26 protein-coding genes are annotated in these 23,096 nt (G+C 30.0%); 5 read left to right on the forward strand and 21 right to left on the reverse strand.

Annotated elements, in window-relative coordinates; translation table 11 throughout:
* Positions 1–7 precede the first annotated feature (7 nt).
* Positions 8–418: a membrane protein gene (locus tag FOC43_RS03500; RefSeq protein ID WP_002783766.1), complete on the reverse strand. Its 411-nt coding sequence runs from the start codon at positions 416–418 to the stop codon at positions 8–10.
* A gap of 163 nt (positions 419–581) precedes the next feature.
* Here FOC43_RS03500 and FOC43_RS03505 point away from each other — a divergent pair, with 163 nt between their 5' ends.
* Both FOC43_RS03505 and ilvA read left to right on the forward strand, forming a co-directional pair.
* Positions 582–1,001 (forward strand): CoA-binding protein, encoded by a 420-nt coding sequence (locus FOC43_RS03505; protein WP_002776755.1) that lies wholly within the window; start codon positions 582–584, stop codon positions 999–1,001.
* Positions 995–2,206, forward strand: a complete 1,212-nt coding sequence (gene ilvA / locus FOC43_RS03510; protein WP_002793805.1) for a threonine ammonia-lyase — start codon at positions 995–997, stop codon at positions 2,204–2,206. Before FOC43_RS03505 ends, ilvA begins: the two co-directional genes overlap by 7 nt.
* Here ilvA and truA read toward each other — a convergent pair.
* The 7 genes from truA to glmU are packed head-to-tail and all read right to left on the reverse strand — an operon-like array spanning position 2,203 to position 8,441.
* A complete protein-coding gene (gene truA, locus FOC43_RS03515) occupies positions 2,203–2,928 on the reverse strand; it encodes a tRNA pseudouridine(38-40) synthase TruA (protein ID WP_141044720.1) in 726 nt (241 codons plus the stop codon). The two genes, ilvA and truA, sit on opposite strands and share 4 nt — an antisense overlap.
* The gene (locus tag FOC43_RS03520) at positions 2,925–3,950 is read right to left on the reverse strand and encodes an LptF/LptG family permease (RefSeq protein WP_004284186.1); all 1,026 of its coding nucleotides are present in this window, start codon (positions 3,948–3,950) and stop codon (positions 2,925–2,927) included. Before FOC43_RS03520 ends, truA begins: the two co-directional genes overlap by 4 nt.
* A complete protein-coding gene (locus tag FOC43_RS03525; RefSeq protein WP_004284188.1) occupies positions 3,947–4,726 on the reverse strand; it encodes a prepilin peptidase in 780 nt (259 codons plus the stop codon). The genes FOC43_RS03520 and FOC43_RS03525 overlap by 4 nt, the downstream gene beginning before the upstream one ends.
* Positions 4,716–5,384 (reverse strand): polyprenyl diphosphate synthase, encoded by a 669-nt coding sequence (gene uppS, locus FOC43_RS03530; RefSeq protein WP_002780363.1) that lies wholly within the window; start codon positions 5,382–5,384, stop codon positions 4,716–4,718. The genes FOC43_RS03525 and uppS overlap by 11 nt, the downstream gene beginning before the upstream one ends.
* A 2-nt stretch (positions 5,385–5,386) precedes the next feature.
* Complete coding sequence (locus FOC43_RS03535) at positions 5,387–6,004, reverse strand: hypothetical protein (RefSeq protein WP_002776746.1); 618 nt, start codon at positions 6,002–6,004, stop codon at positions 5,387–5,389.
* Positions 6,001–7,155 carry a bifunctional phosphopantothenoylcysteine decarboxylase/phosphopantothenate--cysteine ligase CoaBC gene (gene coaBC / locus FOC43_RS03540; protein ID WP_004284191.1) on the reverse strand — a complete coding sequence of 385 codons (1,155 nt, stop codon included), beginning with the start codon at positions 7,153–7,155 and terminating at the stop codon, positions 6,001–6,003. Before coaBC ends, FOC43_RS03535 begins: the two co-directional genes overlap by 4 nt.
* The gene (gene glmU / locus FOC43_RS03545; RefSeq protein ID WP_002790410.1) at positions 7,152–8,441 is read right to left on the reverse strand and encodes a bifunctional UDP-N-acetylglucosamine diphosphorylase/glucosamine-1-phosphate N-acetyltransferase GlmU; all 1,290 of its coding nucleotides are present in this window, start codon (positions 8,439–8,441) and stop codon (positions 7,152–7,154) included. Before glmU ends, coaBC begins: the two co-directional genes overlap by 4 nt.
* A 140-nt stretch (positions 8,442–8,581) precedes the next feature.
* Between glmU and fliP the strand changes: the two genes are divergently transcribed.
* Positions 8,582–9,325, forward strand: coding sequence for a flagellar type III secretion system pore protein FliP (gene fliP, locus FOC43_RS03550; RefSeq protein ID WP_002776740.1), 744 nt, complete (start codon positions 8,582–8,584; stop codon positions 9,323–9,325).
* Here fliP and FOC43_RS03555 read toward each other — a convergent pair.
* From FOC43_RS03555 to FOC43_RS03575, 5 genes are all read right to left on the reverse strand, one after another.
* On the reverse strand, positions 9,322–9,546 hold the full coding sequence (locus tag FOC43_RS03555; RefSeq protein WP_031263783.1) for a hypothetical protein: 225 nt from the start codon (positions 9,544–9,546) through the stop codon (positions 9,322–9,324). The genes fliP and FOC43_RS03555 overlap by 4 nt on opposite strands.
* A 19-nt stretch (positions 9,547–9,565) precedes the next feature.
* Positions 9,566–9,799 (reverse strand): hypothetical protein, encoded by a 234-nt coding sequence (locus tag FOC43_RS03560; RefSeq protein WP_002780360.1) that lies wholly within the window; start codon positions 9,797–9,799, stop codon positions 9,566–9,568.
* A 92-nt stretch (positions 9,800–9,891) separates the two neighbouring features.
* Positions 9,892–10,662: a transporter substrate-binding domain-containing protein gene (locus FOC43_RS03565; RefSeq protein WP_004284195.1), complete on the reverse strand. Its 771-nt coding sequence runs from the start codon at positions 10,660–10,662 to the stop codon at positions 9,892–9,894.
* A gap of 94 nt (positions 10,663–10,756) precedes the next feature.
* Positions 10,757–12,061 carry a Cj0814 family flagellar-dependent secreted protein gene (locus tag FOC43_RS03570; protein WP_155820396.1) on the reverse strand — a complete coding sequence of 435 codons (1,305 nt, stop codon included), beginning with the start codon at positions 12,059–12,061 and terminating at the stop codon, positions 10,757–10,759.
* Between the two features lie 104 nt (positions 12,062–12,165).
* Complete coding sequence (locus FOC43_RS03575) at positions 12,166–12,609, reverse strand: hypothetical protein (RefSeq protein WP_004284199.1); 444 nt, start codon at positions 12,607–12,609, stop codon at positions 12,166–12,168.
* Between the two features lie 372 nt (positions 12,610–12,981).
* Here FOC43_RS03575 and FOC43_RS03580 point away from each other — a divergent pair, with 372 nt between their 5' ends.
* Together FOC43_RS03580 and FOC43_RS03585 are read left to right on the forward strand one after the other, a co-directional pair.
* Positions 12,982–13,836 carry a hypothetical protein gene (locus FOC43_RS03580; RefSeq protein WP_002779713.1) on the forward strand — a complete coding sequence of 285 codons (855 nt, stop codon included), beginning with the start codon at positions 12,982–12,984 and terminating at the stop codon, positions 13,834–13,836.
* Positions 13,821–14,414, forward strand: coding sequence for a cysteine peptidase family C39 domain-containing protein (locus FOC43_RS03585; protein ID WP_002800333.1), 594 nt, complete (start codon positions 13,821–13,823; stop codon positions 14,412–14,414). Before FOC43_RS03580 ends, FOC43_RS03585 begins: the two co-directional genes overlap by 16 nt.
* Positions 14,415–14,454: 40 nt before the next feature.
* Here the strand turns inward: FOC43_RS03585 and FOC43_RS03590 are convergent, their stop codons facing one another.
* From FOC43_RS03590 to FOC43_RS03625, 8 genes are all read right to left on the reverse strand, one after another.
* Positions 14,455–15,819 carry a Cj0814 family flagellar-dependent secreted protein gene (locus FOC43_RS03590; protein ID WP_155820399.1) on the reverse strand — a complete coding sequence of 455 codons (1,365 nt, stop codon included), beginning with the start codon at positions 15,817–15,819 and terminating at the stop codon, positions 14,455–14,457.
* Between the two features lie 104 nt (positions 15,820–15,923).
* On the reverse strand, positions 15,924–16,349 hold the full coding sequence (locus tag FOC43_RS03595) for a hypothetical protein (RefSeq protein ID WP_002779858.1): 426 nt from the start codon (positions 16,347–16,349) through the stop codon (positions 15,924–15,926).
* A 151-nt stretch (positions 16,350–16,500) separates the two neighbouring features.
* On the reverse strand, positions 16,501–17,838 hold the full coding sequence (locus FOC43_RS03600) for a Cj0814 family flagellar-dependent secreted protein (RefSeq protein WP_155820402.1): 1,338 nt from the start codon (positions 17,836–17,838) through the stop codon (positions 16,501–16,503).
* 75 nt (positions 17,839–17,913) lie between these two features.
* Positions 17,914–19,197 (reverse strand): Cj0814 family flagellar-dependent secreted protein, encoded by a 1,284-nt coding sequence (locus tag FOC43_RS03605; RefSeq protein ID WP_155820405.1) that lies wholly within the window; start codon positions 19,195–19,197, stop codon positions 17,914–17,916.
* Positions 19,198–19,282: 85 nt separating this feature from the next.
* Positions 19,283–20,002: a 3-deoxy-manno-octulosonate cytidylyltransferase gene (gene kdsB / locus FOC43_RS03610; protein WP_002789166.1), complete on the reverse strand. Its 720-nt coding sequence runs from the start codon at positions 20,000–20,002 to the stop codon at positions 19,283–19,285.
* Entirely contained in the window at positions 19,999–21,411 is a 1,413-nt protein-coding gene (gene thrC, locus FOC43_RS03615) for a threonine synthase (RefSeq protein ID WP_002799649.1), read from the reverse strand. The genes kdsB and thrC overlap by 4 nt, the downstream gene beginning before the upstream one ends.
* The gene (locus FOC43_RS03620; RefSeq protein WP_002776725.1) at positions 21,398–22,330 is read right to left on the reverse strand and encodes a tetraacyldisaccharide 4'-kinase; all 933 of its coding nucleotides are present in this window, start codon (positions 22,328–22,330) and stop codon (positions 21,398–21,400) included. The genes thrC and FOC43_RS03620 overlap by 14 nt, the downstream gene beginning before the upstream one ends.
* On the reverse strand, positions 22,330–23,076 hold the full coding sequence (locus tag FOC43_RS03625; RefSeq protein ID WP_002776720.1) for an NAD+ synthase: 747 nt from the start codon (positions 23,074–23,076) through the stop codon (positions 22,330–22,332). The genes FOC43_RS03620 and FOC43_RS03625 overlap by 1 nt, the downstream gene beginning before the upstream one ends.
* Positions 23,077–23,096: the final 20 nt, after the last annotated feature.

The raw sequence follows: 23,096 nt of genomic DNA on the forward strand, positions 1-23,096 counted from the left end.
TGATAAATTATAAAAAATAATAATTCATCAACTTAGCTAAAACCACGATAAAAATACAAAGCATAAAAACAAAAGGATGTATAAAACGCGTTAAAGGATTTTTTCTCTTTAGCACAAAATGAAAAAATAAAGAAAACACCACTAAAGACAAAATACTAAAGGCTAAAATCAATTTTATCAAAAAAATTAAATTTAAAGGATTAAGATGAAAGCTTATCATCGCACCACCACTTAAAAATAGCAATAATACGATAAAAGGCATAATCTTAACACCCACGGAAGAAAAAAGATTTTTATCAAAATTTGGATTTTTTCTCTTAATTGTATTGAGTATAAAAATATCGACAAATAAATAACCTATAAAAAAGATTGCACAGCTTAGATGAATGATTAAAATATAAGGATAAGCTTGAACCATATTTCACTCCTTTTTTAATAGCTTTTAATATTCTAGCAATTTTTTATCTTTAAAAAATTCACTTTAGTTAATTTTATATAAATATATTTTTAAATTAAAATCTATTTTTAAGCGAAATAAGATTATGATTAAATTTTTAAAATTTTTATATAAAGTAACAACGATGGATGAAAATTTAATCATAGATAAAATACTCAACAACACAAAAACCATTGCCATAGTAGGACTTAGCCCCGATGAAAGCAAGCCTTCTTTTATGATAGGACAATTTTTACAAGAAAATCATTATAAAATTTATCCTATATATCCTAAATGTGATGAAATTTTAGGAGAACGCGTTTATCGAAGCTTAGATGATATCGATGAAAAAATAGATCTTGTTTTAATGTTTCGCAAGGGCGAATTTGCCTCTTCATTACTCCCAAGTATTATCCGTAAAGGAATTCAAAATTTTTGGCTGCAGCTTGGAATTTGCAACAATGAAGTTGCTAAAGAATGCGAAAATTTAAAGATTAATTTTATACAGGATAAATGCATTATGCGTGAATTGCCACTTTATCAAGATAGGATAAGCAAATGTTAGAACTGAACAAAATTTATCAAGCCAAACAAAAAATTGCTGATTTTGTAAGCAAAACTCCTTTTATACACTCTTCTTTTTTAAGCGAACTTTGCAAAAGTGAAGTGTATTTAAAAAATGAAAATTTGCAAATTACAGGAGCTTATAAAATTCGCGGTGCATATAACAAAATAGCTAATTTAGACCCAGAAGCTAAAAAAGCAGGAGTTATAGCTGCTAGTGCTGGAAATCACGCTCAAGGTGTTGCCATAAGTGCAAAGAAATTTGACACAAAAGCTATAATCGTGATGCCAGAATCCACCCCTCTCTTAAAAGTTTCTGCTACCAAAAGCTTGGGTGCAGAAGTTATTTTAAAGGGTGATAATTTTGACGAAGCTTATGCTTTTGCAACAAACTATGCGAAAGAAAATGGATTAAGTTTTATTCATCCTTTTGAAGATGAACTTGTAATGGCAGGACAAGGCACACTTATACTTGAAATGCTTGATGATGTAAGCGATCTTGATACCATCATAGCTCCTGTAGGTGGTGGTGGACTTATTAGCGGTATAGCAAGCGCTGCAAAGCAGATTAATCCCAATATCAAAATTATTGCAGTAGGTGCTAAAGGAGCTCCTGCAATGCATGATAGCTTTAAAGCAAAAGAAGTTAAAAACTCTAAAAGTGTCCGTACTATAGCAGATGGTATTGCTGTACGCGATGCTAATCCTATTAACCTAGGTATCATCCTTGAATGCGTGAATGAATTTGTTCAAGTAGACGATGAAGAAATCGCTAATGCGGTATTGTTTTTGCTTGAAAAACATAAAATTATAGTTGAAGGCGCAGGTGCTGCAAGCGTAGCCGCCCTACTTCATCAAAAAATAGATATAAAAGATTCTAAAAAAATCGGCGTTGTTTTAAGTGGCGGCAATATCGATGTGCAAATGCTAAATATCATCATAGAAAAGGGTCTTTTTAAAGCTTATCGTAAAATGCAAATCAATGTTACTTTAATCGATAAACCAGGAGCCCTACTTAATCTTACAGATAGCTTAAAATCAGCCAATGCAAACATAGTCAAAATTGATTATGATAGATTTTCAACAAAGCTTGATTATGGCGATGCTATGATTTCTATTACCTTAGAAACTAAAGGCAAAGAACATCAAGAAGAAGTTAGAAATATCTTAAAAGATAAAGGTTTTGATTTTTACGAAACTTTCTAATAAGAAATTCTACTCAGATAAAGTCCACAAGGCGGGGCTAAAAAATGATTGTATTGTTTTTTAACTTCGATTTGCTCTTTTAACTCTTCTATACTCATCTTATTTTCTAAAACTTTTAAAACACTCGCAACCATTAGTCTTATTTGCGCCCTTAAAAAACCATTAGCCTTAAAACGAAAAATGGTAAAATCCTTATAAGAATACGCTTTAGCTAAAAATATTTCTCTGATAGTCGTTTTATTATCTCCTCCGCTCTTGCAAAAGAATTTAAAATCCTTAATACCTACAAAATTTTGCAAAACAAGATCAGCCTTTAAAACATCAATAAAAGGATAAAAATGAACATAAGAAGCTAAAAAAGGATTATAAACCCCGTGATAAAAAATATAGCGATATTCTCTACTTTTTACATCGTATCTTACTTCAAAATTTGAAGGCATGATTTTTAAATTTTTAACATGTATAAAAGGATGAGAAAATTTATTGATTTGTTTTTTAAGATAGTTTAAATCCCTAAAATGCTCCCCGCATTCCACGCAAGCAACAGCATAGCTTGCATGCACCCCTTTATCTGTGCGAGAAGCCATCAAAACAGAGGAAAAAATTCCAAGATGACTTAAGGCATCTTGCAAGGCATCTTGAACGCTTTTTTTGTGAGGTTGGGTAGCTGAACCTAAAAATTTCGATCCATCATAGGAAAAAATAATTTTTAATTTCATCAATAACGACTCAAAATCATCTTTTTAAAACAAACAATAGACGCAATAAAACTTAAAGCAAATATTCCAATACAAGCTAAAATAGGAGGCTGTGAAAAAGAACTTAAAAGCCCAAAATACACAGCAATAACCCCAAACATCCCAAAATAAATAAAACCTTTTTCATAACGATAAGTTACTATACCAAAAGAAAGGGCAAAAAGCGTACTTGCGAGTGGAAATAATGCTATGGTTACATAGATTACAAATTCTTTCGCGCGTTTGGGATTTGTATTTAAATCATTCCAATACTCATAAAATTTTTTAGTTTGTAAATTTTGATCATTAAATTGTGTATTGACTATAAGCTTATCAAAATTTCCAATAAAAAGCGTTTGGCCATTTTCAAAATTATACATTTTGCCATTAGAAAGCTTAAAAGCAAAGCTGTCTTCATTTCTTTGTGCTGTTGCTTCTTTTGCGATAATCAATTGCTCTTTGTCTTCTATATTGCGTTTTGGATGATACATGATGATATTTTCATATCTATCACTTTCTTGCTTCTCAATAAAAATCATCCATTCAAGAAATCTTTGTCCAAATTCACCCGTTTTATAATTAAATTTAACCTGAGTTTTTTTAAAATTAACAAAATTATCTTGCAATTCAAACACTATAGGTATCATAACCAAAGCTATAATTAACATCAATGCACTTACTAAAGCGGCGATTTTTAAAAAAAACTTAGCTAAAATTTTAGGTGAAAATCCCAAGGTAAATAACACTATGCTTTCATTCTCTCTAGAAAGCCTAAAAAGAGCCAAAGTAAGAGCGATAAAAAAAGCTATAGGCAGGGTAAAAATAAGAATTCTAGGCAGCATAAAGCCGTATAATTTAAGCAAATCTACAAAATTAATCTCTATACTAGAAGTAAGCTTAGCAAGTTGTATAAAAAAAACCATAGAAACTATAGTAAAAAGCACAAAAAAAATCGATAAATTTGTACTTAAAAATTGATTTAAAACATATCTTAAAGCAAGTTTCATATTAATTCCTGAACAATCAAATATATCAAATATATCACAAAAGCAGCATTGATAAAGGGTAAAAATGCTAGTTTTGTATTTTTATTATGGATAAAAAAGGGTAAAGACAATAACGAAGCAAGAAAAAGAATTATAAAAGCACTCTTAAAACCAAATACCCCTGCCATACTAGCAAGGATAATAATATCCGCATCACCTAAATTTTCTTGTATGTCTTTTGTTCTAAAATTTTTTAAAAATGCTATAAAATTTTTAAGTAAAAACAAAAAACCAGCAAAAATAAAAGCTTGAACCATAAATCCATTTTGAAAATTTTCAAATATAAAAAAATACGCAAATTCATTGCTATTAAAAGCAAAAGAAAATGCAATAAAAAAAATCAACCAAAGCAATTTTTGAGGCACAGCTTGAAATTTTAAATCTATGCAAGAGAGTGCAAATAAAACAAATAGAAAAATCAGTAAATGGATAAATTCCCCTATATTTTGGCTTAGCAAATAAGCAATCCATGCAAAAATCATCCCCAAAACTTCAGTCAAAAAAACAGAAAAAGGAATTTTAATATGACAAGTTTTGCACTTAAAGCGAAGAAAAATATAAGAAAAAATGGGTATTAATTCCAAAGGCTTAAGTTTTTGATAGCAAGAAAAGCAATAAGAACGCAAGCTTAATAAGGGCTTGTTTTCACAAAAACGCATTGTTAAGCTCATACAAAATGAACCCAAGCTCGCTCCTAAAATAGCTAAAATCAAAAAAGCTATGGGATTATTTTCCAAAAGTTCTCTCTCTTTTTCTAAATTCTTTTATAATTTTTTTAAATTCTCTTTTTGTAAGAGAAGGAAATAAGGTTTCGCTAAAATAAATTTCTGCATAAGCACATTGCCAAAGCAAGAAATTAGACAATCTTTTAGCATTTCCCACACGAAGCATCAAATCCACATCCAAAGGCAAATCTAAATTATCGCTTATGTTTTTTTCATTGATTTCCAAGCCTTTTTCAATCAAGCGTTTAACCGAACGCACGATTTCATCTTTTGCTCCATAACTGATAGCTAAATTCACACAAAGCAAATCACAGTGCTTGGTTTTTTCTTCCACAAGGGCTATTTTTTCTTGTAAATGTGTATCAAGTCTTGATAAATCCCCGATAGCTCTTAATCTTACATTGTTTTTTTCAAATTCTTTTAAGGCTTCGTCCAAACAACGATCCAAAAGCTCAAAAATAAATTCAATCTCATCTTGAGGTCTGTTCCAATTTTCCGTGCTAAAAGCAAAAAGACTTAAATTTGAAATTCCCTCCTCTACACAAGCTTCCATCAGCTTTTGCATGGTTTTAACACCTTGAGAATATCCAAGCTTAGCTAAAAAACCTTTTGCCTTAGCCCAACGCCTATTGCCATCCATTACAACAGCAAGATGTTTTAATTCATTCATTATCACCCTTTAAAATCAAATAATTTTTTAAATACAAATAAAGGTTGTATATTTTTATCTTGCAAAACATTAAATTGCAAGTGCTCGTTTAAAAATTTTTGCACCTTAAAAAAGGGGGTAAATATCGAAATTCCACCCTCATCGATCAGAATTTTCAAAGCTCCAAAAACGCTAAAATAAAGATAAATTTCTAAAAATTTAACCCTTTTTTTCATCTGAAACAAACAAGCCTTACCCTTAAAGATAAAAGGGATATGATAAATATTTTCAAAACTTGCAAAAAGCATTTCTTTTAAAATATGATATTTATTTTTATCTTTGCACTCTAAAAGATTTGAAATAATATATTTTTTATAATCAATCCTACCCTCTAAAATTTCAACCATCAAAGATAATCCCTCTTCAAAGGGATGAAAATCAGGCCTTTTAGATAAATGCTTAAATGCGATCGCGCCGCCTTTTTCTATATAAAGCTCGGCTAAATACTCAGCTCCAATTTCTAATTCTATCATGCTTTTGGTTTGAATTTTTCTATGATTGAGCAAAAGTGTGTAGTGTGCATAGCCTGATTTTGCTAAAACTTTCATTTGTATAGGTAGGGTTGAGTTTATCATATTCATATTTTTTCACACCAAGAAACCAAATCAAAAGCCAAATCTTCCTTGCTTTTTAAACCACTTTTTTCTATCTTATTTACTGTAATAAAATGAATTTCATTCTTAGAACTTCCAAAATAATTTTCCTCTTCTAAGATATTTAAACAAACCATATCAAGTTTTTTATCATTAAGCGATTTTTTCGCATTTTCTAAAGCATTTTGAGCGTCAAATTCCATCTTAAAGCCTATTTTTTTACCTTTAAAATTTAAATTTTTAAGCAAATCCTCATTTAATCTTAAATGCAAATTTAAACCCTTTAAATGCTCATTTTTTTTGATTTTGCCTTTTTTAAATTCAGGTATAAAGTCACTTACAGCTGCCGCCATGATTAAATAATCTTTGTTTGAATTTTGCTCTAGCAATTCTTTTAATTCTCGCGAGCTTTCAAAACTCTTAAGAGAATAAGGAGTATCAAAATAAACCGAACTCAAAAGCGTTACTTTAGCCCCCAAAAAATAAAACGCATCAGCGATTGCCTTTGCCATTTTTCCACTTGAAAAATTACTCACACAACGCACATTATCAATCTTTTCTTTTGTGCCGCCACCTGTGATAACTACACTTTTATCGCACCAAAACTTTTCTTTTAAAAGTTCTCTTTTGACGATATTAAAAATATTCTTAACTTCAGCTAAGGCTCCTACGCCTTCATCTTTACAAGCTAAAACTTTACAAATAGGCTCTATAATCAAAGCTTTATTTTCTTTAAGTATCTTTAAAGAATTTTGCGTGCTAAAATGATGAAACATATTTGTATTTGCCGCAGGAGCTATGATAAGAGGTTTATTTGCTGCGATTAAAGTTTGGATAAAAAGATTATCCGCTATACCAAAAGCAAGTTTATTGATAGAATTAACACTTGCAGGAGCAAACAAAACAAGGTCTACATCCTTACTAAAAGCTATGTGATTGTTTGAATTTTGCCAACTTTCATTTTCCTCGCATAAAACTTCATCAACCAAGGCTTCAAAACTCATTTTGCTAGCAAATTTTAACAAACCATTAGAAAGCAAAACTTTCACCCTAAAGTCTTCTTTTTTAAACAAAGAAATAAGCTCGTAAGATTTATAAAAAGCTATGCTACCGCTAATGGCTAAAAGTATGGTTTTCATTTTTGAAATTTCTTGTAATAATAATCTTTTATCATTTTATGCTCTGCTCTATTGATAAACAAAGCACCTTTTTCTACATTGACACTTACTGTGCTTCCTGCTGCTATGATTACTTCATCTTCGATTTTTACAGGTGCGATAAATTGCGTATCAGAACCTACAAAAACATTTTTTCCTATGATGGTTTTATGCTTTTTTACCCCATCATAATTACAAGTGATAGTCCCACAGCCTATATTGGTTCCACTATCTATCTCACAATCTCCCAAATAGCTCAAATGCCCTGCTTTTACGGTATTTAACTTTGCATTTTTGCATTCTACAAAATTTCCTATATGAGTGTTTTTTAACTCACAATTTGGACGCAAATGTGCCAAAGGCCCTACATCGCTATTTTCTACGATGGAATTTTCTATCACGCTTGAACTTTTAATGATAGAGTTTATAATCTTACTTTTGCCCTCTATCCTTACATTTTCATATACTTCACATTCACCTACAAATTCAACATCTGCACCTATAAAAGTGCTTTGCGGTAAATGAAAAATCACACCCTGTTGCATCCAGTATTTTTTAATTTTTTCTTGCATGAAATTTTCAGCTATACTGAGTTCAAATTTATCATTAATCCCCATAAATTCATCTTCATCTACAAAAACTGCTTTAATCATCACATCTTTTTCTTTTGCTAGTTTTACAATGTCGGTTAAATAATACTCTTTTGCCGCATTATTGTTATCAATCAAAGGTAAAAGCTCTTTTAAAAGTCTCGAGTCAATCACATAAACCCCAGCATTGCAAGTATTTATCTCTTTTTCTTGCGTATTTGCATCTTTAAATTCAACAATTTTTTCAACGCTATCGTTTTTTATCACCACCCTACCATAACTTTTAGGATCTCTTGCTTTAAAAACTGCTAGATTTAATTTTGCATTATTACTCAACAAAGCTTCCAAACTTGTTTGCTCAACCAAAGGCATATCCCCGCAAAGAATTAAAACTTTTTCATTTTTAGGCCTAAATTCCTTTAAAGCGCCTGCAGTGCCTGGGAAATTGATCAAATCTTGTTCTAAAATTTGCGTTTTAGGAAAATGTTTTAAAATTTCTTTTTCAACGCGTTCTTTTTGATGAGATAAAACCACGCTCACATCTTCACTTATAGCAAAAGCTTTCTCTAAGATATGTAAAATCATGCTTTTTTGACACAGCTCTTGCAATACCTTTGGTTTTTGTGATTTCATTCTTGTTCCAAGTCCTGCTGCTAAAATCAAAATGGAAGTTTTCATTATAAAAAGCCTTTTGAGGATAATTTTATTTTAATTTTAACATTTTAAAGTTAAATTTTTCTCTAAATTAAAACAAGTTAAACTCTTTTTTAGTGAGTAAAAGTTAAAATTAAGTTTCATTTTTTAATCAAGGTTTATTTTTGAAAAAAATTTTAACATTATTGTTTATCAGCGGTTTTTTTAGCGTTATTTTCGCTGCCGAAGCAACAATTCCTACAGTAAATTTAAGCCTAAGTGCTCCTGATACTCCTAATCAACTTGTTACAACATTAAACATAGTCATAGTCTTAACCATACTTGCATTAGCTCCAAGTATAATTTTTGTTATGACTTCTTTTTTACGCTTGATTGTAGTTTTTTCATTCTTGCGTCAAGCTATGGGAACTCAAAGTATGCCGCCTAATACCATCTTAGTAACCTTGGCATTGATTTTAACCTTTTTTATAATGGAGCCTGTGGCTACAAAGTCTTATAATGAAGGCATCAAGCCTTATTTAGCAGAGCAAATAGGCTATGAAGAAGCTTTTGCAAGAGGTGTGAAACCTTTTAAAGATTTTATGCTTAAAAATACTCGCGAAAAAGACTTAGCTTTATTTTACCGCATACGAAACCTGCCTAATCCTAAAACCATAGATGATGTTCCACTTACGGTTTTAGTTCCTGCTTTTATGATTTCAGAACTTAAAACTGCTTTTGAGATAGGCTTTTTGATTTATTTGCCATTTTTGGTTATCGATATGGTTGTGAGTTCGGTTTTGATGGCGATGGGGATGATGATGCTTCCTCCTGTTATGATTTCATTGCCTTTTAAACTTTTGATTTTTGTATTAGTGGATGGATGGAATTTGCTAGTGCAAAGGCTTGTGGAAAGCTTTGTAACCTAAGATTTATAAAATCTTAAAAACAAAATTCCAAGAAAAAGATACAAAAGCAAAAATAATTCTAAAGTTAAAAGCATATACAAAAACAAGCCTTTAACGCAAAAAAGAGCTATAAAAACAACAAAAAGAATTACTAAGGCTGTTCGCCCTAGAAAGACTTTTTCTAGGGTCTTGATAGAATAAAAAGTAAAATCTAAAATAAGAGTAAAAATAAATTCTAGCATTGTAAAATACACCCAAAAACTAAGCTTGGTGGCATCTTGCAGCCATCATGTCAATTTTTGAATTGTAAGTACTTCCGCCCGGTGCAGGTACATTCGCAACCCCAGCACCTACTACCCCCAATCTTATTCCATAATTTAAAATTAAAGGTATAGCTCTATCTTCTTGATAAGCATATTTGCAATACTCCCTAGCTGCGTTTAGTACAGTGCAAGATAAAAACAAAAATAACAAAAAAAATGCAACTTTTTTCATTATCTTAAATCCTTTTATTTAAAATTTAGATAATGATATTGTATATCAAAATTTATAAAATTAATATTAATTATCAATATTTTATTAAAAGCCTACAAGAAAAAAGTGATATTATTTTGCTTAAAAACTTCTTTAATGTCTTTTAAATACTTATTGCCCAAAAAATCTAAAAAGCCATTTTTCCTACTCTCATCAATGAAATTATCAAGCTTGTCCTTTAAAGCTTCATCACCTCTTCTTACAGCTATACCCCAAAACTCAGGATTTTCTTGAAAAGGCGCTAAAATGGCTCTGGTTGTATCTTGATGCTTTTGCCAAGTCCGATAAATCGTAAGTTGATCATAAAAAAATCCATCAGCCTTGCCTTGAATCACTTCCAAAATAGCAGCATTTTCTTTATCAAATAAATTAATAGTTGCATTTTTTAAATTTTTAACCGCATATAAATGCCCTGTAGAACCACGCTTTAAAGCCAAAACTTTGCCCTTTTTATCTAAATCTTTGATATTTGTAATATCAGAGTTCAAAGGAGTTAAAATAGCCAAATTTGCCTTAGCATAAGGAATGCTAAAATCCACCACTTTCTTTCTCTCATCGGTAATTGTCATAGAGGACATAATAAGATCTATCTTGGCTGTTTTTAAAGCAGGTATTAAACCATCCCAAGCGATATTTTTTACTACAAGTTTATAGCCGTTTTTCTTTGCAAAAGCTTCTAAAAAATCCACGCTAATTCCACTTGCTTTGCCTGTTTTATCGCTCATTTCAAAAGGCGGATATCCAAGCTCCATTCCTACAACCAAATCTTTTGCACTCAAATTTAAAGCAAAAAAAGAGATAAAAATCAAAATAATTTTTTTCATAATTTCCTTTCAAATTTTTTTGTAAAAAAATTATACTAATTTTATCTTATTTTATTATTAGCAATTTATTTCAAACTTAAAAAATTAATACTTCCTAAACCCTAGTTTGTCCCAAAAGATTATTAAGTCTATCCATTATAGAATTAACATAAGAGTCTATACTTTGGTTACTTGCTTTCCAACCATTAGCCTTTGCTTGATTAAACTGATTATCAAACCAAGCTCCACCATAACCTATGCTTGTATTTTGCCAAGCAACTCCTTTATCCATTGCATATATATCTGCATCAAGCCAACCATCTTGTGCATAGCCTTTTAACAAACTTGCAAAATCAACCTTACCTGTCATAATGTCATCTAAGGAAGTTAATGATCCATCAAAGCTTTCTTTGGCCATAGCTTCAGCATAAGACTTAGCTATAGGATTTAATGTTGCACTACCTTCTCTTGGCAATACACCTGTTGATTTTAAAAAGCTCATAAACAAAGCTTCTTTAGAATAACTTCCATCTTCATTTTGTGGATAAACTGACATATCAGGATTAAAAGTATCTATTGCAGTGTCTTTATCTAAATTTTGAGTTTGCATACTTTGCGGAGTGAAATTTAATGGTTGTAAGCCTATATTAATATGCCCAAACATTCCTAATTGTTCTGCTTCATTATATCGTTCTTGTGTATTATAATAGTTTGTTATTGTTAGCTTATCATAATTTTTCGGCATAATACCTATAGTTTTATCAGATGATAATTCACTAATTCCCTTAGGCATAGAATTTATATCTGTTTCAGTGAAACTTGTTTTATTGGTATCATTAAAAGTATGATTAACAATTTGATTAAATTGATTATAGTATTGTTTTATGGTTTCAGCCATATCTATGTTTGTATAATATTTATCTATACCTAAATATTTTTTTATATCTGAAGTATAAGAGTTATTTTCAGCCTTCCTCTCTATCTCATCTAAAGTAGATTTATGTATCTTAAAATCTTCAGGTAATCCCGCAGCTTTATTAAAATCACTTCCCATATAACCATCTTTATCTACACTATAACCATAGGCTGTATCAGTGCTTAAATCTACTTGTTTATATTTTAGAGTATAAATAGAGTTTTTAAATTCACTTGATATATCATAATTAGGAGAACTTGTCTTACTACTTATACTAAAATTAGTATTATTGCTAGTATTTGTTGTATTAGTAGAATTTAATATTTCACTTCTTGCTAGAGTTTGTGAATTTTTACTTTCTATATCACTTAACTTGCTGGCATTTTGTTTTAAAAAAACATTAGCAAAACTTATTTTAGAATTTTCTTTACTTTCTTTATTAGCTTTTGCTTGTGAAAGTATAGAACCATAGTTTGAGTTATCATTGATGCTAAAGATACTCATATTAATTCCTTAATTTAGATTTTTCTGCCTTCAACCTAAATATATTAAAATAATATAAGCAAGATCTGTTCCACTTTGGAATAAAATGGAACAGAGAGTGAGAATTAATATTTACTTCTGAATTCGTTTAGAATTTTATAAGCAGGGCTATTTGCATAAGCCCAAATATTTGTGCCTGAACCATATTTACTTGAAAAATATTGTAAATAATAATCTTTTTGATTATTTACATAGCGGTATTTGGCTACGATATAACCACTAGAATAACCTAATGATTGTGTAACCGCATTTGAATCCTGATGAAAACTGTCATTCATCACAACATATCCATAAGAACTTAGAGAACCTGCACCATAATCAAAGGCACTATCTCTTTTAAAATAATACCCACCCTTAACCTCTTTCATCTCATCAAGGCTAAGGACTTTAACACCTGCACTATTATCGCTAATTGCTCCATTACTGACTTTAGCAAGAATATCTTCTGCAAAAGCAGAACTTGCTAATAAAGCACCTAAAGCTACAACACTTAGTAATTTTTTTAACATTTTAGCTCCTTGTTTTAAAATGTAATATAATTCATTTTATCATAATAAATGTCCTAAATCAAATTTAATCAAAGTATTATGTTATAGATATTTAAAAAATATATATAATGATTTTATGGTATTTGTGAAAGTTTTTTATTTTTTAAAAAAATGTATAAAATTGTAATAAAGCTAATCTAAAATATAAACAAATAATTTTTTATATTGTATTACAATTTAACTCAATTAATCTTGCAATGGACAAGTGTTAGGAATAATGAGATTAAAAGATGGATAATTTATAAAAGAAAGGAATAAAATATAAAGAATATACTAAAAATTTGGAACGCTCCTTGCTTAATTTTTCAAAGCAATATTTTAAAAGGTAATAAAATGAAAAAAATTATTCTTATTTTGGCAGTTTTAAGTGGTTGTCTTTTTGCTAGCGATGAGCTAAATATCGATAGCTTGTTTAAAAAGCAAATAGGCTTAAGAAGCATTACAAGTTTATCCTTGCTTAGCACAGGAAATCCTCACTCTTATTACATTTATCCAAATATTGGAGTAAATGGAGATTTAAATGTTTGGAATGATACAAAGCAACTTTATTTGAATCAAACTTTTATTTATACGCTTACACCTAATTTCGATTTACTTATTTCAGGCGGTGGAAATTATGCAAGACAAGAGTATAACAATATTATTTCAGGTGCTTTTACAAGCAAAAATACTTTAAATTTTGATTCTTTATGGATAGGCTTTATTTATACAGGAGAAAGCATTGCTGACTTTGTTCCGCAGATTAAATTTCAAACAGCGATCATTCAAAGAGAAAAAACAGTTTTGCAAACTAAAAACTTTTATTTTCAATCCCAAAACTTAGAGGCAAGTTTAAGAGGATATAGCGATCCAGTGGTATATAGTATTTATACAGGATTTGGTTATAACGCCCAAAGAAAATTTAAAATCGCAAAAATAGATTATGGCAATAGTATTTACTTTGGTGGAAATTTATCTATAATTTTAAGCCCTAAAATTACTTTGGATTTAGGAGCAGAACAAAGATTTCAAACCGAACAAAAAATCAATGGTGTAAAAAATTCAGAAATCAGATCAATTCCTACAATTAGTGGCGGTTCTACTTATAGCATAAATCAAGATACTGCTGTTTCAGTCAGTGCAAGTCTAGGTGGAAGCTCTGCTGCTCCTGATGCAATTTTTGGTATCAATCTATGGAAAAAATTCTAAAAATAGCATTAATGGTTGCTCTTTTGCCTTTGTTTTTAAAGGCAGAATTTGTAGTTAAGTCTTACCAAGAAATCAAAAATGAAAAAGTTGTAAGGCAAAATTATGAAGAATCTTGTGGTGCTGCTTCTTTGGCTACGCTTATTAATACACTTGATGATAATAATTTAACAGAATTAGATTTATTAAAAACCATGAGTGGACAAAAACTTTATACAGATATGGTAAGCTTTGCAGATTTAAATGATGCAGTAAAAAAGCTTGGCTATGAAAGCAAGTCTTATAAAGTCGATAGAAAGATTTTAGAGAATATTATATCTGTTCCTATTTTAGTTAAAATTGAAGATGATCCACGCTTTCCACATTTTGTGGTGATTATAAATCATAAAGGTAATTATTTACAAATACTTGATCCAAGTTATGGAGAATATATCAGTTCTAAAAGAGAATTTTATAGTGTTTGGGATAGATACAATAAAGGTGGATTTGCTTTAATTGTTAATCCTAAAAAACAACTCAAAGATTACAAACTCAATTTACCCAAACCTTTAAATTTCGAAATAGAACATTTTGGATTTTAATATCGCAATTAAGCGATATTAATTTCTTTTTATTTATTTCCTAAACCCTAGTTTGTCCTATAAGATTATTTAATCTATCCATTATAGAATCAGCGTAGGAATTAATGGTGCTAGGTTTTGCTTTCCAGCCATTGGCAATGGCTTGTTTAATTTCAGCATCTAAAGCCCAATTACCCATAGCAGATTCTTTAGGAATGTTATTTTCATACATATATAAATCACCTTCTTCTATGCCACGCTCTGCCCAGTATCTAAAAAAGCTTTTAAAGTCACTTTTACCTGTCATAATACTATCTAAGTGTATGGCTGGACCACTAAAACTCTCTTTAGCCATAGCTCTATTATAAGCTTCTACTTTTGGATTAAGTGTGGTTTTTAGACTCTCAACAGGTTGTCCACCTTGAGATTTTAAAAAACTCATAAACAAAGTTTCTTTAGAATAGCTTCCATCTTCATTTTGTGGATAAACTGACATATCAGGATTAAACTGCCAATCTTCACCTTTAGAAACATTTTTGATTTCTTCTAAGGATAAACCTAAAGTCTCAGATGATAATCCTTTGATCATACATCCTGAATCAAGCCAAATTTCATCAGCTTCTTTTGCTTGTTCAGGGGTTTTATAAACATTTGAAATTAAAGAATTTGAAAAATCTCTTAGGTGAGTGATATTCATTCTATTGCTTGGATCATTAAAATCCATCGATTTTATTCCATTTATAGCATACCCCTTAGGCATAGAATTTATATCTGCTTCACTAAAACTTGTTTTATCATTTGGAAAACTTTGACCTAAAGCATTGGAAAAAAGATTATAATATTGTTTTATGGTTTCAGCCATATCTATATTAGTATAATACTCACTTACACCAAAATATTGTTTCATATCTGCAATATAAGGTTCATTTTCAGCAGCTTTTTTAATCTCATCCAAAGTAGATTTATGTATCTTAAAATCTTCAGGAAGTCCCGCAGCTTTGTTAAAATCACTTCCCATATAACCATCTTTATCTACACTATAACCATAGGCTGTATTGGTAGAAGTATTACTTATATCTACTTGTTTGTATTTTAGAGTATAAATAGAGTTTTTAAATTCACTTGATATATCATAATTAGGAGAACTTGTTTTAGTAGCATTATTAATACTAAGGTTAGTATTGCTACTATTTGATATATTAGTAGAATTTGAATTATTACTTAATGCATTGTTGTTACTTAATATTTCACTTCTTGCTAGAGTTTGTGAATTTTTACTTTCTATATCACTTAACTTGCTGGCATTTTGTTTTAAAAAAGCATTAGCAAAACTTATTTTAGAATTTTCTTTACTTTCTTTATTAGCTTTTGCTTGTGAAAGTATAGAACCATAGTTTGAGTTATCATTGATGCTAAAGATACTCATATTAATTCCTTAATTTAGATTTTTCTGCCTTCAACCTAAATATATTAAAATAATATAAGCAAGATCTGTTCCATTTTGGAGTAAAATGGAACAGAGAGTGAGAATTAATATTTACTTCTGAATTCGTTCATGATTTTCATTGCATATTGTCCCCAACTTGTAGAATAATTAGGAAAAATTGTCCCTAAAGTTCCATTGTTATAGCTTTGCAAATAATAATCTTTTTGATTATTTACATAGCGGTATTTAGCAAGAACCTTGCTATTTGAACTTATTTGCAACTGACTCTTGTCTGCATCGGTTACAACATAGGCATAACTTCTAATACCTGCAATATTATCATACCTACTATCTCTTACAAAATTGAACCCACCCTTAACCTCTTTCATCTCATCAAGGCTAAGAACTTTAACACCTGCACTATTATCGCTAATTGCTCCATTACTGACTTTAGCAAGAATATCTTCTGCAAAAGCAGAACTTGACAATAAAGCACCTAAAGCTGCAACACTTAGTAATTTTTTTAACATTTTAGCTCCTTGTTTTAAAATGTAATATAATTCATTTTATCATAATAAATGCCCTAAATCAAATTTAATCAAAAATCTTTGAATTTCGAAATAGAACATTTTGGATTTTAATATCGCAATTAAGCGATATTAATTTCTTTTTATTTATTTCCTAAACCCTAGTTTGTCCTATAAGATTATTAAGTCTATCCATTATAGATCCAACATAAGAATTTATACTTTCACTGCTTGCTTTCCAACCATTAGCTTTTGCTTGATTAAACTGATTATCAAACCAAGCTCCACCATAACCTATGCTTGTATTTTGCCAAGCAACTCCTTTTTCCATTGCATATATATCTGCATCAAGCCAACCATCTTGTGCATAGCCTTTTAATAAACTTGCAAAATCTACTTTGCCTGTCATAATGTCGTCTAAGGAAGCTAAAGAGCCATCAAAGCTTTCTTTCGTCATAGCTTCAATATGTGCTTTAACTAATGGATTTAATGTTGTATTACCACCTTCTAAAGCTTCTCCACCGCTAGATTTTAAAAAACTCATAAACAAAGCTTCTTTAGAATAACTTCCATCTTCATTTTGTGGATAAACTGACATATCAGGATTAAAAGTATATTTTGCACTATTTTCATCTAAATTTTGAGTTTGCATACTTTGCGGAGTGAAATTTAATGGTTGTAAGCCTATATTAATATGCCCAAACATTCCTAATTGTTCTGCTTCATTATATCGTTCTTGTGTATTATAGAAATTTGTTATAGTTTGACTATCTAAATTTTGAAACATAAACTTAAAATCCGTATTATGAATACTATACCCCTTTGGTAAAGAATTTAAATCTTCTACACTAAAGCTAGTTTTATTAGAATTACCAAAACTATGATTTATAATTTGATTAAATTTGGAATAGTATTGTCTTATGGTATCGGCCATATCTATGTTTGTATAATAATTTGAAACGCCTAAATCGTTTGCAGTGTGTTCTTTAAAACTTGTATTGAAACTATATATCTCATCCAAAGTAGATTTATGTATCTTAAAATCTTCAGGAAGTCCTGCAGCTTTGTTAAAATCACTTCCCATATAACCATCTTTATCTACACTATAACCATAGGCTGTATTGGTAGAAGTATTACTTATATCTACTTGTTTGTATTTTAGAGTATAAATAGAGTTTTTAAATTCACTTGATATATCATAATTAGGAGAACTTGTTTTAGTAGCATTATTAATACTAAGGTTAGTATTGCTACTATTTGATATATTAGTAGAATTTGAATTATTACTTAATGCATTGTTGTTACTTAATATTTCACTTCTTGCTAGAGTTTGTGAATTTTTACTTTCTATATCACTTAACTTGCTGGCATTTTGTTTTAAAAAAGCATTAGCAAAACTTATTTTAGAATTTTCTTTACTTTCTTTATTAGCTTTTGCTTGTGAAAGTATAGAATTATAGTTTGAGTTATCATTGATGCTAAAGATACTCATATTAATTCCTTAATTTAGATTTTTCTATTTTTTTATATAGATAAACAAGTTTTTAAACCTACTTATCCATAACCCTTAAACCCTAGTTTGTCCTATAAGATTATTAAATCTATCCGCTATAGAATCAGCAAAAGAATTTATACTTTCACTGCTTGCTTTCCAACCATTAGCTTTTGCTTGATGAAATTCTCTATCAAAAGAGATTCCACTGCCTACGTATACATTTTGCCATTTAACTCCTTTTTCCATTGCATATATACCTGCATCAAGCCAGCCATCTTGTGCATAACCTTTTAATAAACTTGCAAAATCTACTTTGCCTGTCATAATGTCGTCTAAGGAAATATCAAAAGAGGGATTTGCTTTCATTTCTAGCTCAAGTTTTGCTTCACGAACTTTTGCTTCAGGACTAAAAACAACTTGATTTGGAGATGGAAAAGGCGGATAGGATTTTAAAAAACTCATAAACAAAGCTTCTTTAGAATAATTTCCATCTTCATTTTGTGGATAAACTGACATATCAGGATTAAATTCACCTTCATTTGAAGGTCCTTGCTCCATGCTTTGCGGAGAAAAGTCAAGTTTCATAAGGTTCATACCCAAATTCATAGTAGAATACTTAATCGCTTGTGCTTCGTGAAATTGTTCCGCATTAAATATATTTTTTACAATTTTTTCTTTGTTTTCATTACGACCATAATTTAGTCCTTTTGGTAATTGCTCTAAATCAGCTTCGCTAAAACTTGTTTTATCATTTGGAAATGCACTTATTACTTGATTAAAACTATTATAATAGGATTTAACAATAGAAGCCATATCAAAACTATCATAATAATTACCACTAGTTTCATCAGCCATACCATGTTGATTAAATCTCTCTATCTCATCCAAAGTAGATTTATGTATCTTAAAATCTTCAGGAAGTCCCGCAGCTTTGTTAAAATCACTTCCCATATAACCATCTTTATCTACACTATAACCATAGGCTGTATTGGTAGAAGTGCTTATATCTGCTTGTTTATATTTTAGAGTATAAATAGAGTTTTTAAATTCACTAGATATATCATAATTAGGAGAACTTGTTTTAGTAGCATTATTAATACTAAGGTTAGTATTACTACTATTTGATATATTAGTAGAATTTGAACTATTGTTTAATGCATTGTTGTTACTTAATATTTCACTTCTTGCTAGAGTTTGTGAATTTTTACTTTCTATATCACTTAACTTGCTGGCATTTTGTTTTAAAAAAGCATTAGCAAAACTTATTTTAGAATTTTCTTTACTTTCTTTATTAGCTTTACTTTGTGAAAGTATAGAATTATAGTTTGAGTTATCATTGATGCTAAAGATACTCATATTAATTCCTTAATTTAGATTTTTCTGCCTTCAACCTAAATATATTAAAATAATATAAGCAAGATCTGTTCCATTTTGGAATAAATTATTTTCCTAAATAAATTCGCAAAGCCCTTTCATAGTCTTCTTTGGTATCAATCCCCATGCTACTAGTGTTAATTTGAAGCATTTTTATCTTTTTGCCATTTTCAATAGCTCTTAATTGTTCCAATTTTTCAGCTTTTTCAAGGGCGGAATTTTCCAAAGTGCAAAATTCACACAAAGCTTTAACACTATAAGCATAAATTCCTAAATGTCCTTTAAAACTTTCCTCATAGTCTGCCCTTTCGTAAGGAATTTTCGCTCTTGAAAAATATAAAGCAAAATCATTTTTATCGCAAACCACTTTCACCAAATTCGGATCGCTTGCATCATCTTTACTGATATCTTTATAACAACTTGCCATAAAAGCTTCTTGTTTCAAACAAGAATTAGCAAATTCTTTAAATTTGGCTAAATTCTCGCATTCTATAAAGGGTTCATCTGCTTGTACATTGATGATGATTTCATCATCTTTTAGACCAAGCTTTTTACAAGCTTCATTGATCCTATCTGTGCCACTTTCATGATTTTTGCTTGTTAAAACCGCTTTAAAACCATATTGTTTGGCAATTTCTAACACTTTTTCATCATCTACTGCTATGCAAACCTCATCCACACTAGAAACCTGTTTAGCAGTAGCGATAAACATAGGCACACCACCTATATCACAAAGAATTTTTTCAGGAAAACGCGTTGAAGCTAGTCTTGTGGGTATGATAATCATTTTTTAATCCATTCTAAAATTTCACCTTCGATATCTCCTATCTCGTAGACTTTTTCATCAGCATTTTTAAGATCAAAAAGCTCTAAAAGATCTTTTTTGATATCTACTTTAAATTCTTTAGCCAAAAGCTCAAAATCTGCTTTTTCATCCTTGCATTCTCTACCAAAAAGTGCTTTTACCATACTCGGAGTAAATTTAGTCCATTCTGCTGTTGAAGTAATAATACTTGGCTTTGAAGTATCAAGCATTTTAAAGCAAGTTGCTGTATGAGGATCGATTAAAATTTTACTCTCTTTAATAAATTTCATACATTCTTCATCAGTACAAAAATCAGCTTCAAAATCCTCTTGTAAGCTTTGCAATTCTTCTTTTTCTAATTTGAAATATTTCTCAGTTTTTAACAAATTCATCAATTCATTAGTCCTAAGATCTGAAAATTTAGAAAATAACAATCTTTCAATATTTGAAGAAATAAGTATATCCATAGCTGGAGAAATCGTCTTTTTTAAACTTCTATCCCTAAGATCATATTCTCCTTTGGTGAAAAAATCAGTAAGGATATTGTTAGCATTAGAAACAATTTTTATCTTAGAAATTTTAGCTCCCATTAATTTAGCATAATACGCTCCTAAAGCATTGCCAAAATTCCCACTTGGTATAAGAATTTCAATCTCTTCTTTAAATTCATGATAAAGTTTTAAGCTTGCATAGTAGTGATAGATGATTTGAAATAAAATTCTACCAAAATTTACAGAATTAGCAGCGCAAAGTCCGTATCCTACTTTGCTTAACTCGTCCTTAAAAGTTTCTTTTGCAAGCAAATTTTTTAAAGTGCGTTGTGCATCATCAAAATCTCCCCTGATAGCAAAAACCTTTAAATTTCCCTTATCTAAAGCTCTCATTTGAAGCTCTTGTATAGCACTTGTTCCACCTTTTGGATACATGCAAAGCACTTTAATATTTTCTAAATTTTCAAAGCTTTTAAGCGTTGCAGGTCCTGTATCTCCACTCGTAGCACAAATGATTAAAATTTTTTCATTTTGAGAAAATTCATTTAAAAGCACTCCAAAAGGTTGCAAAGCCATATCTTTAAAGGCTCTTGTAGGCCCATGCCAAAGCTCGTTGATGTATGTTTTATCTTTTATCTTTTTTAAAGCGATAGGTGAGTTTTTATCATCAAATTTTTCATAACTTTTTAAAGCTTTATCAAACAAAGCCTCATGTCCAAATTCAAAACTCTCTATCAACTTTAAAGCAAATTCTTTATAAGATAAGTTCGTGTATTTTTCCCCATCAAATTGAGGTAAACTTAAAGGCGAATAAAGCCCACCTTGTGGAGCATTGGGATTAACTAATGCATTTTTAAAATCTACTTTATTGTTTATATTTCTACTTTCAACTAGCAACATTAAAACTCCTTATATATTGATATAATTTTTCTTTGAAATTTTCTTTTAATTCTATATTCAATTCTATAATCTGACACTTAAATCCAAAATCCTTCACCTTAACATAATCCTTAAAAGTTAGCATTAAAGTATCACAATGATGTTTATCCAACAAAGCTTGCAATTCTTCTTTTTTAAATTCATAATGATCTTTAAAAAAATAACAAGCCCTAGCCTTTATAAAATGCTCATAAAGCCTAAAAGGCTTTGCAATCGCTGTAACTAAAACTGCCTTAGGATTTTCTTTTACATAAGAATAGCGTATAAAATCCCTACCCTCACAAGCTATAAAATCAGCTTTTTTTTCATAAAATTTAGGCAAACGATAAGCACCGCTTGGTAAGGTAAAATTAAAATAAGGCTTGATCTTGCTTTCAAGTAAAATATCAAATTTTTGGATATGAAATTTAGAAAAAGCATCATCTAAAAGCACTATTTTAGCCCCTAACTCAAAAGCTTTTTGAATTCCTGCTACCCTATCTTCACTTACAATCACACCCTTTACACACTCTTCAAATGCGTACTCCATCGCCTCATCGCCACTTTGTGAAACTTGAGCTAAAATTGCATTTTCATTTTTAACCACAAGCAAACCCTTGCTTTTACGCCTATAGCCTCTAAGCACTATAAAAACGCCTTCAAATTCCCTTGCTATAGCCTTGCAAATAGGCGTTTTTCCATTTCCTCCAAAGCTTAAATTTCCTACGCTTATAATGGGTTTTTTAAAATCAATCTTTTGGCGAAAACAAGTATTTAAAATCGCACATAAACCATAAAGCAAACTCAAAGGTAAAAAAATAAAAGCTAAACATTTTTGAAAAAAGCTGGGCTTAAAAAAATAATTATCAAGCCAAAGTTGATACTTTTTTTCTTCATTCATTATTTATTCAAACTCGCAATTTCAGGCATATTTCTTTTAAAAGCATTGTTTTTTATTCTTGATTGAAGCATATCTAATAATTTTTTATCTAAATTTTCTAATGCTTTCATATCTTGATTTTCAAGCGCTTTTAATCCTTTGTCTATAAGCTCATAAGAAAAACCCAAGTCTTTCTCATCACTTTGTCCTATCCAAAGATCCGCACTTGGAGCTTTTTGAATGAATTTTTCATTTAAATTTAAATATCTTGCTAATCCATAAATTTCACTTTTATAAAGCTCTCCTATAGGATTAAAAGCGTAAGCTAAATCTCCATAAATCGTCCCATAACCCAAAAGTAATTCGCTTTTATTTGAAGTACCAACCACTAAAGCTTTTTTTAAAGCAGAATAATCATAAAGCAAGCTCATTCTAATACGTGCAGCAAAATTTCCCCTGCTTAACTCATCTGTATTTTCACTTTGTTTTAAGAAAGCCTCTAAAATGTCTTGAATTTCTATGATTTTGTATTTTAAATTCAATTCTTGACAAAGTTTTAAAGCATCGTTTAAATTTTCTTGATTAGAAAATTTTGTAGGCATTAAAAGCGCAAAAACATTTTCACCCAAAGCCTTCTTACAAAGCGTCGCCACCAAAGCAGAATCAATCCCCCCGCTAAGTCCTAAAACAACGCCATTTAAGCCCGAGTCCTTAACCTTGTGCTGAATGAATTCACATAAAGTCTGAGAAATTTTTTCACAATCCATAAACTTACCTTTAAACAATC

It is taken from the genome of Campylobacter coli (genome assembly GCF_009730395.1).
Taxonomy (GTDB): Bacteria; Campylobacterota; Campylobacteria; order Campylobacterales; family Campylobacteraceae; genus Campylobacter_D; species Campylobacter_D coli.

Coding starts and splice junctions, on each gene's coding strand:
- FOC43_RS03500 (WP_002783766.1), bottom strand. CDS start 418: ATGGTTCAAGCTTATCCTTATATTTTAATCATTCATCTAAGCTGTGCA.
- thrC (WP_002799649.1), bottom strand. CDS start 21,411: ATGTTGCTAGTTGAAAGTAGAAATATAAACAATAAAGTAGATTTTAAA.
- uppS (WP_002780363.1), bottom strand. CDS start 5,384: ATGAATGAATTAAAACATCTTGCTGTTGTAATGGATGGCAATAGGCGT.
- glmU (WP_002790410.1), bottom strand. CDS start 8,441: ATGAAAACTTCCATTTTGATTTTAGCAGCAGGACTTGGAACAAGAATG.
- FOC43_RS03555 (WP_031263783.1), bottom strand. CDS start 9,546: ATGCTAGAATTTATTTTTACTCTTATTTTAGATTTTACTTTTTATTCT.
- FOC43_RS03625 (WP_002776720.1), bottom strand. CDS start 23,076: ATGGATTGTGAAAAAATTTCTCAGACTTTATGTGAATTCATTCAGCAC.
- FOC43_RS03605 (WP_155820405.1), bottom strand. CDS start 19,197: ATGAGTATCTTTAGCATCAATGATAACTCAAACTATAATTCTATACTT.
- ilvA (WP_002793805.1), top strand. CDS start 995: ATGTTAGAACTGAACAAAATTTATCAAGCCAAACAAAAAATTGCTGAT.
- FOC43_RS03505 (WP_002776755.1), top strand. CDS start 582: ATGGATGAAAATTTAATCATAGATAAAATACTCAACAACACAAAAACC.
- FOC43_RS03590 (WP_155820399.1), bottom strand. CDS start 15,819: ATGAGTATCTTTAGCATCAATGATAACTCAAACTATGGTTCTATACTT.
- coaBC (WP_004284191.1), bottom strand. CDS start 7,155: ATGAAAACCATACTTTTAGCCATTAGCGGTAGCATAGCTTTTTATAAA.
- FOC43_RS03575 (WP_004284199.1), bottom strand. CDS start 12,609: ATGTTAAAAAAATTACTAAGTGTTGTAGCTTTAGGTGCTTTATTAGCA.
- FOC43_RS03570 (WP_155820396.1), bottom strand. CDS start 12,061: ATGAGTATCTTTAGCATCAATGATAACTCAAACTATGGTTCTATACTT.
- kdsB (WP_002789166.1), bottom strand. CDS start 20,002: ATGATTATCATACCCACAAGACTAGCTTCAACGCGTTTTCCTGAAAAA.
- FOC43_RS03560 (WP_002780360.1), bottom strand. CDS start 9,799: ATGAAAAAAGTTGCATTTTTTTTGTTATTTTTGTTTTTATCTTGCACT.
- FOC43_RS03620 (WP_002776725.1), bottom strand. CDS start 22,330: ATGAATGAAGAAAAAAAGTATCAACTTTGGCTTGATAATTATTTTTTT.
- FOC43_RS03600 (WP_155820402.1), bottom strand. CDS start 17,838: ATGAGTATCTTTAGCATCAATGATAACTCAAACTATAATTCTATACTT.
- FOC43_RS03520 (WP_004284186.1), bottom strand. CDS start 3,950: ATGAAACTTGCTTTAAGATATGTTTTAAATCAATTTTTAAGTACAAAT.
- FOC43_RS03565 (WP_004284195.1), bottom strand. CDS start 10,662: ATGAAAAAAATTATTTTGATTTTTATCTCTTTTTTTGCTTTAAATTTG.
- FOC43_RS03595 (WP_002779858.1), bottom strand. CDS start 16,349: ATGTTAAAAAAATTACTAAGTGTTGCAGCTTTAGGTGCTTTATTGTCA.
- FOC43_RS03580 (WP_002779713.1), top strand. CDS start 12,982: ATGAAAAAAATTATTCTTATTTTGGCAGTTTTAAGTGGTTGTCTTTTT.
- FOC43_RS03535 (WP_002776746.1), bottom strand. CDS start 6,004: ATGAATATGATAAACTCAACCCTACCTATACAAATGAAAGTTTTAGCA.
- FOC43_RS03585 (WP_002800333.1), top strand. CDS start 13,821: ATGGAAAAAATTCTAAAAATAGCATTAATGGTTGCTCTTTTGCCTTTG.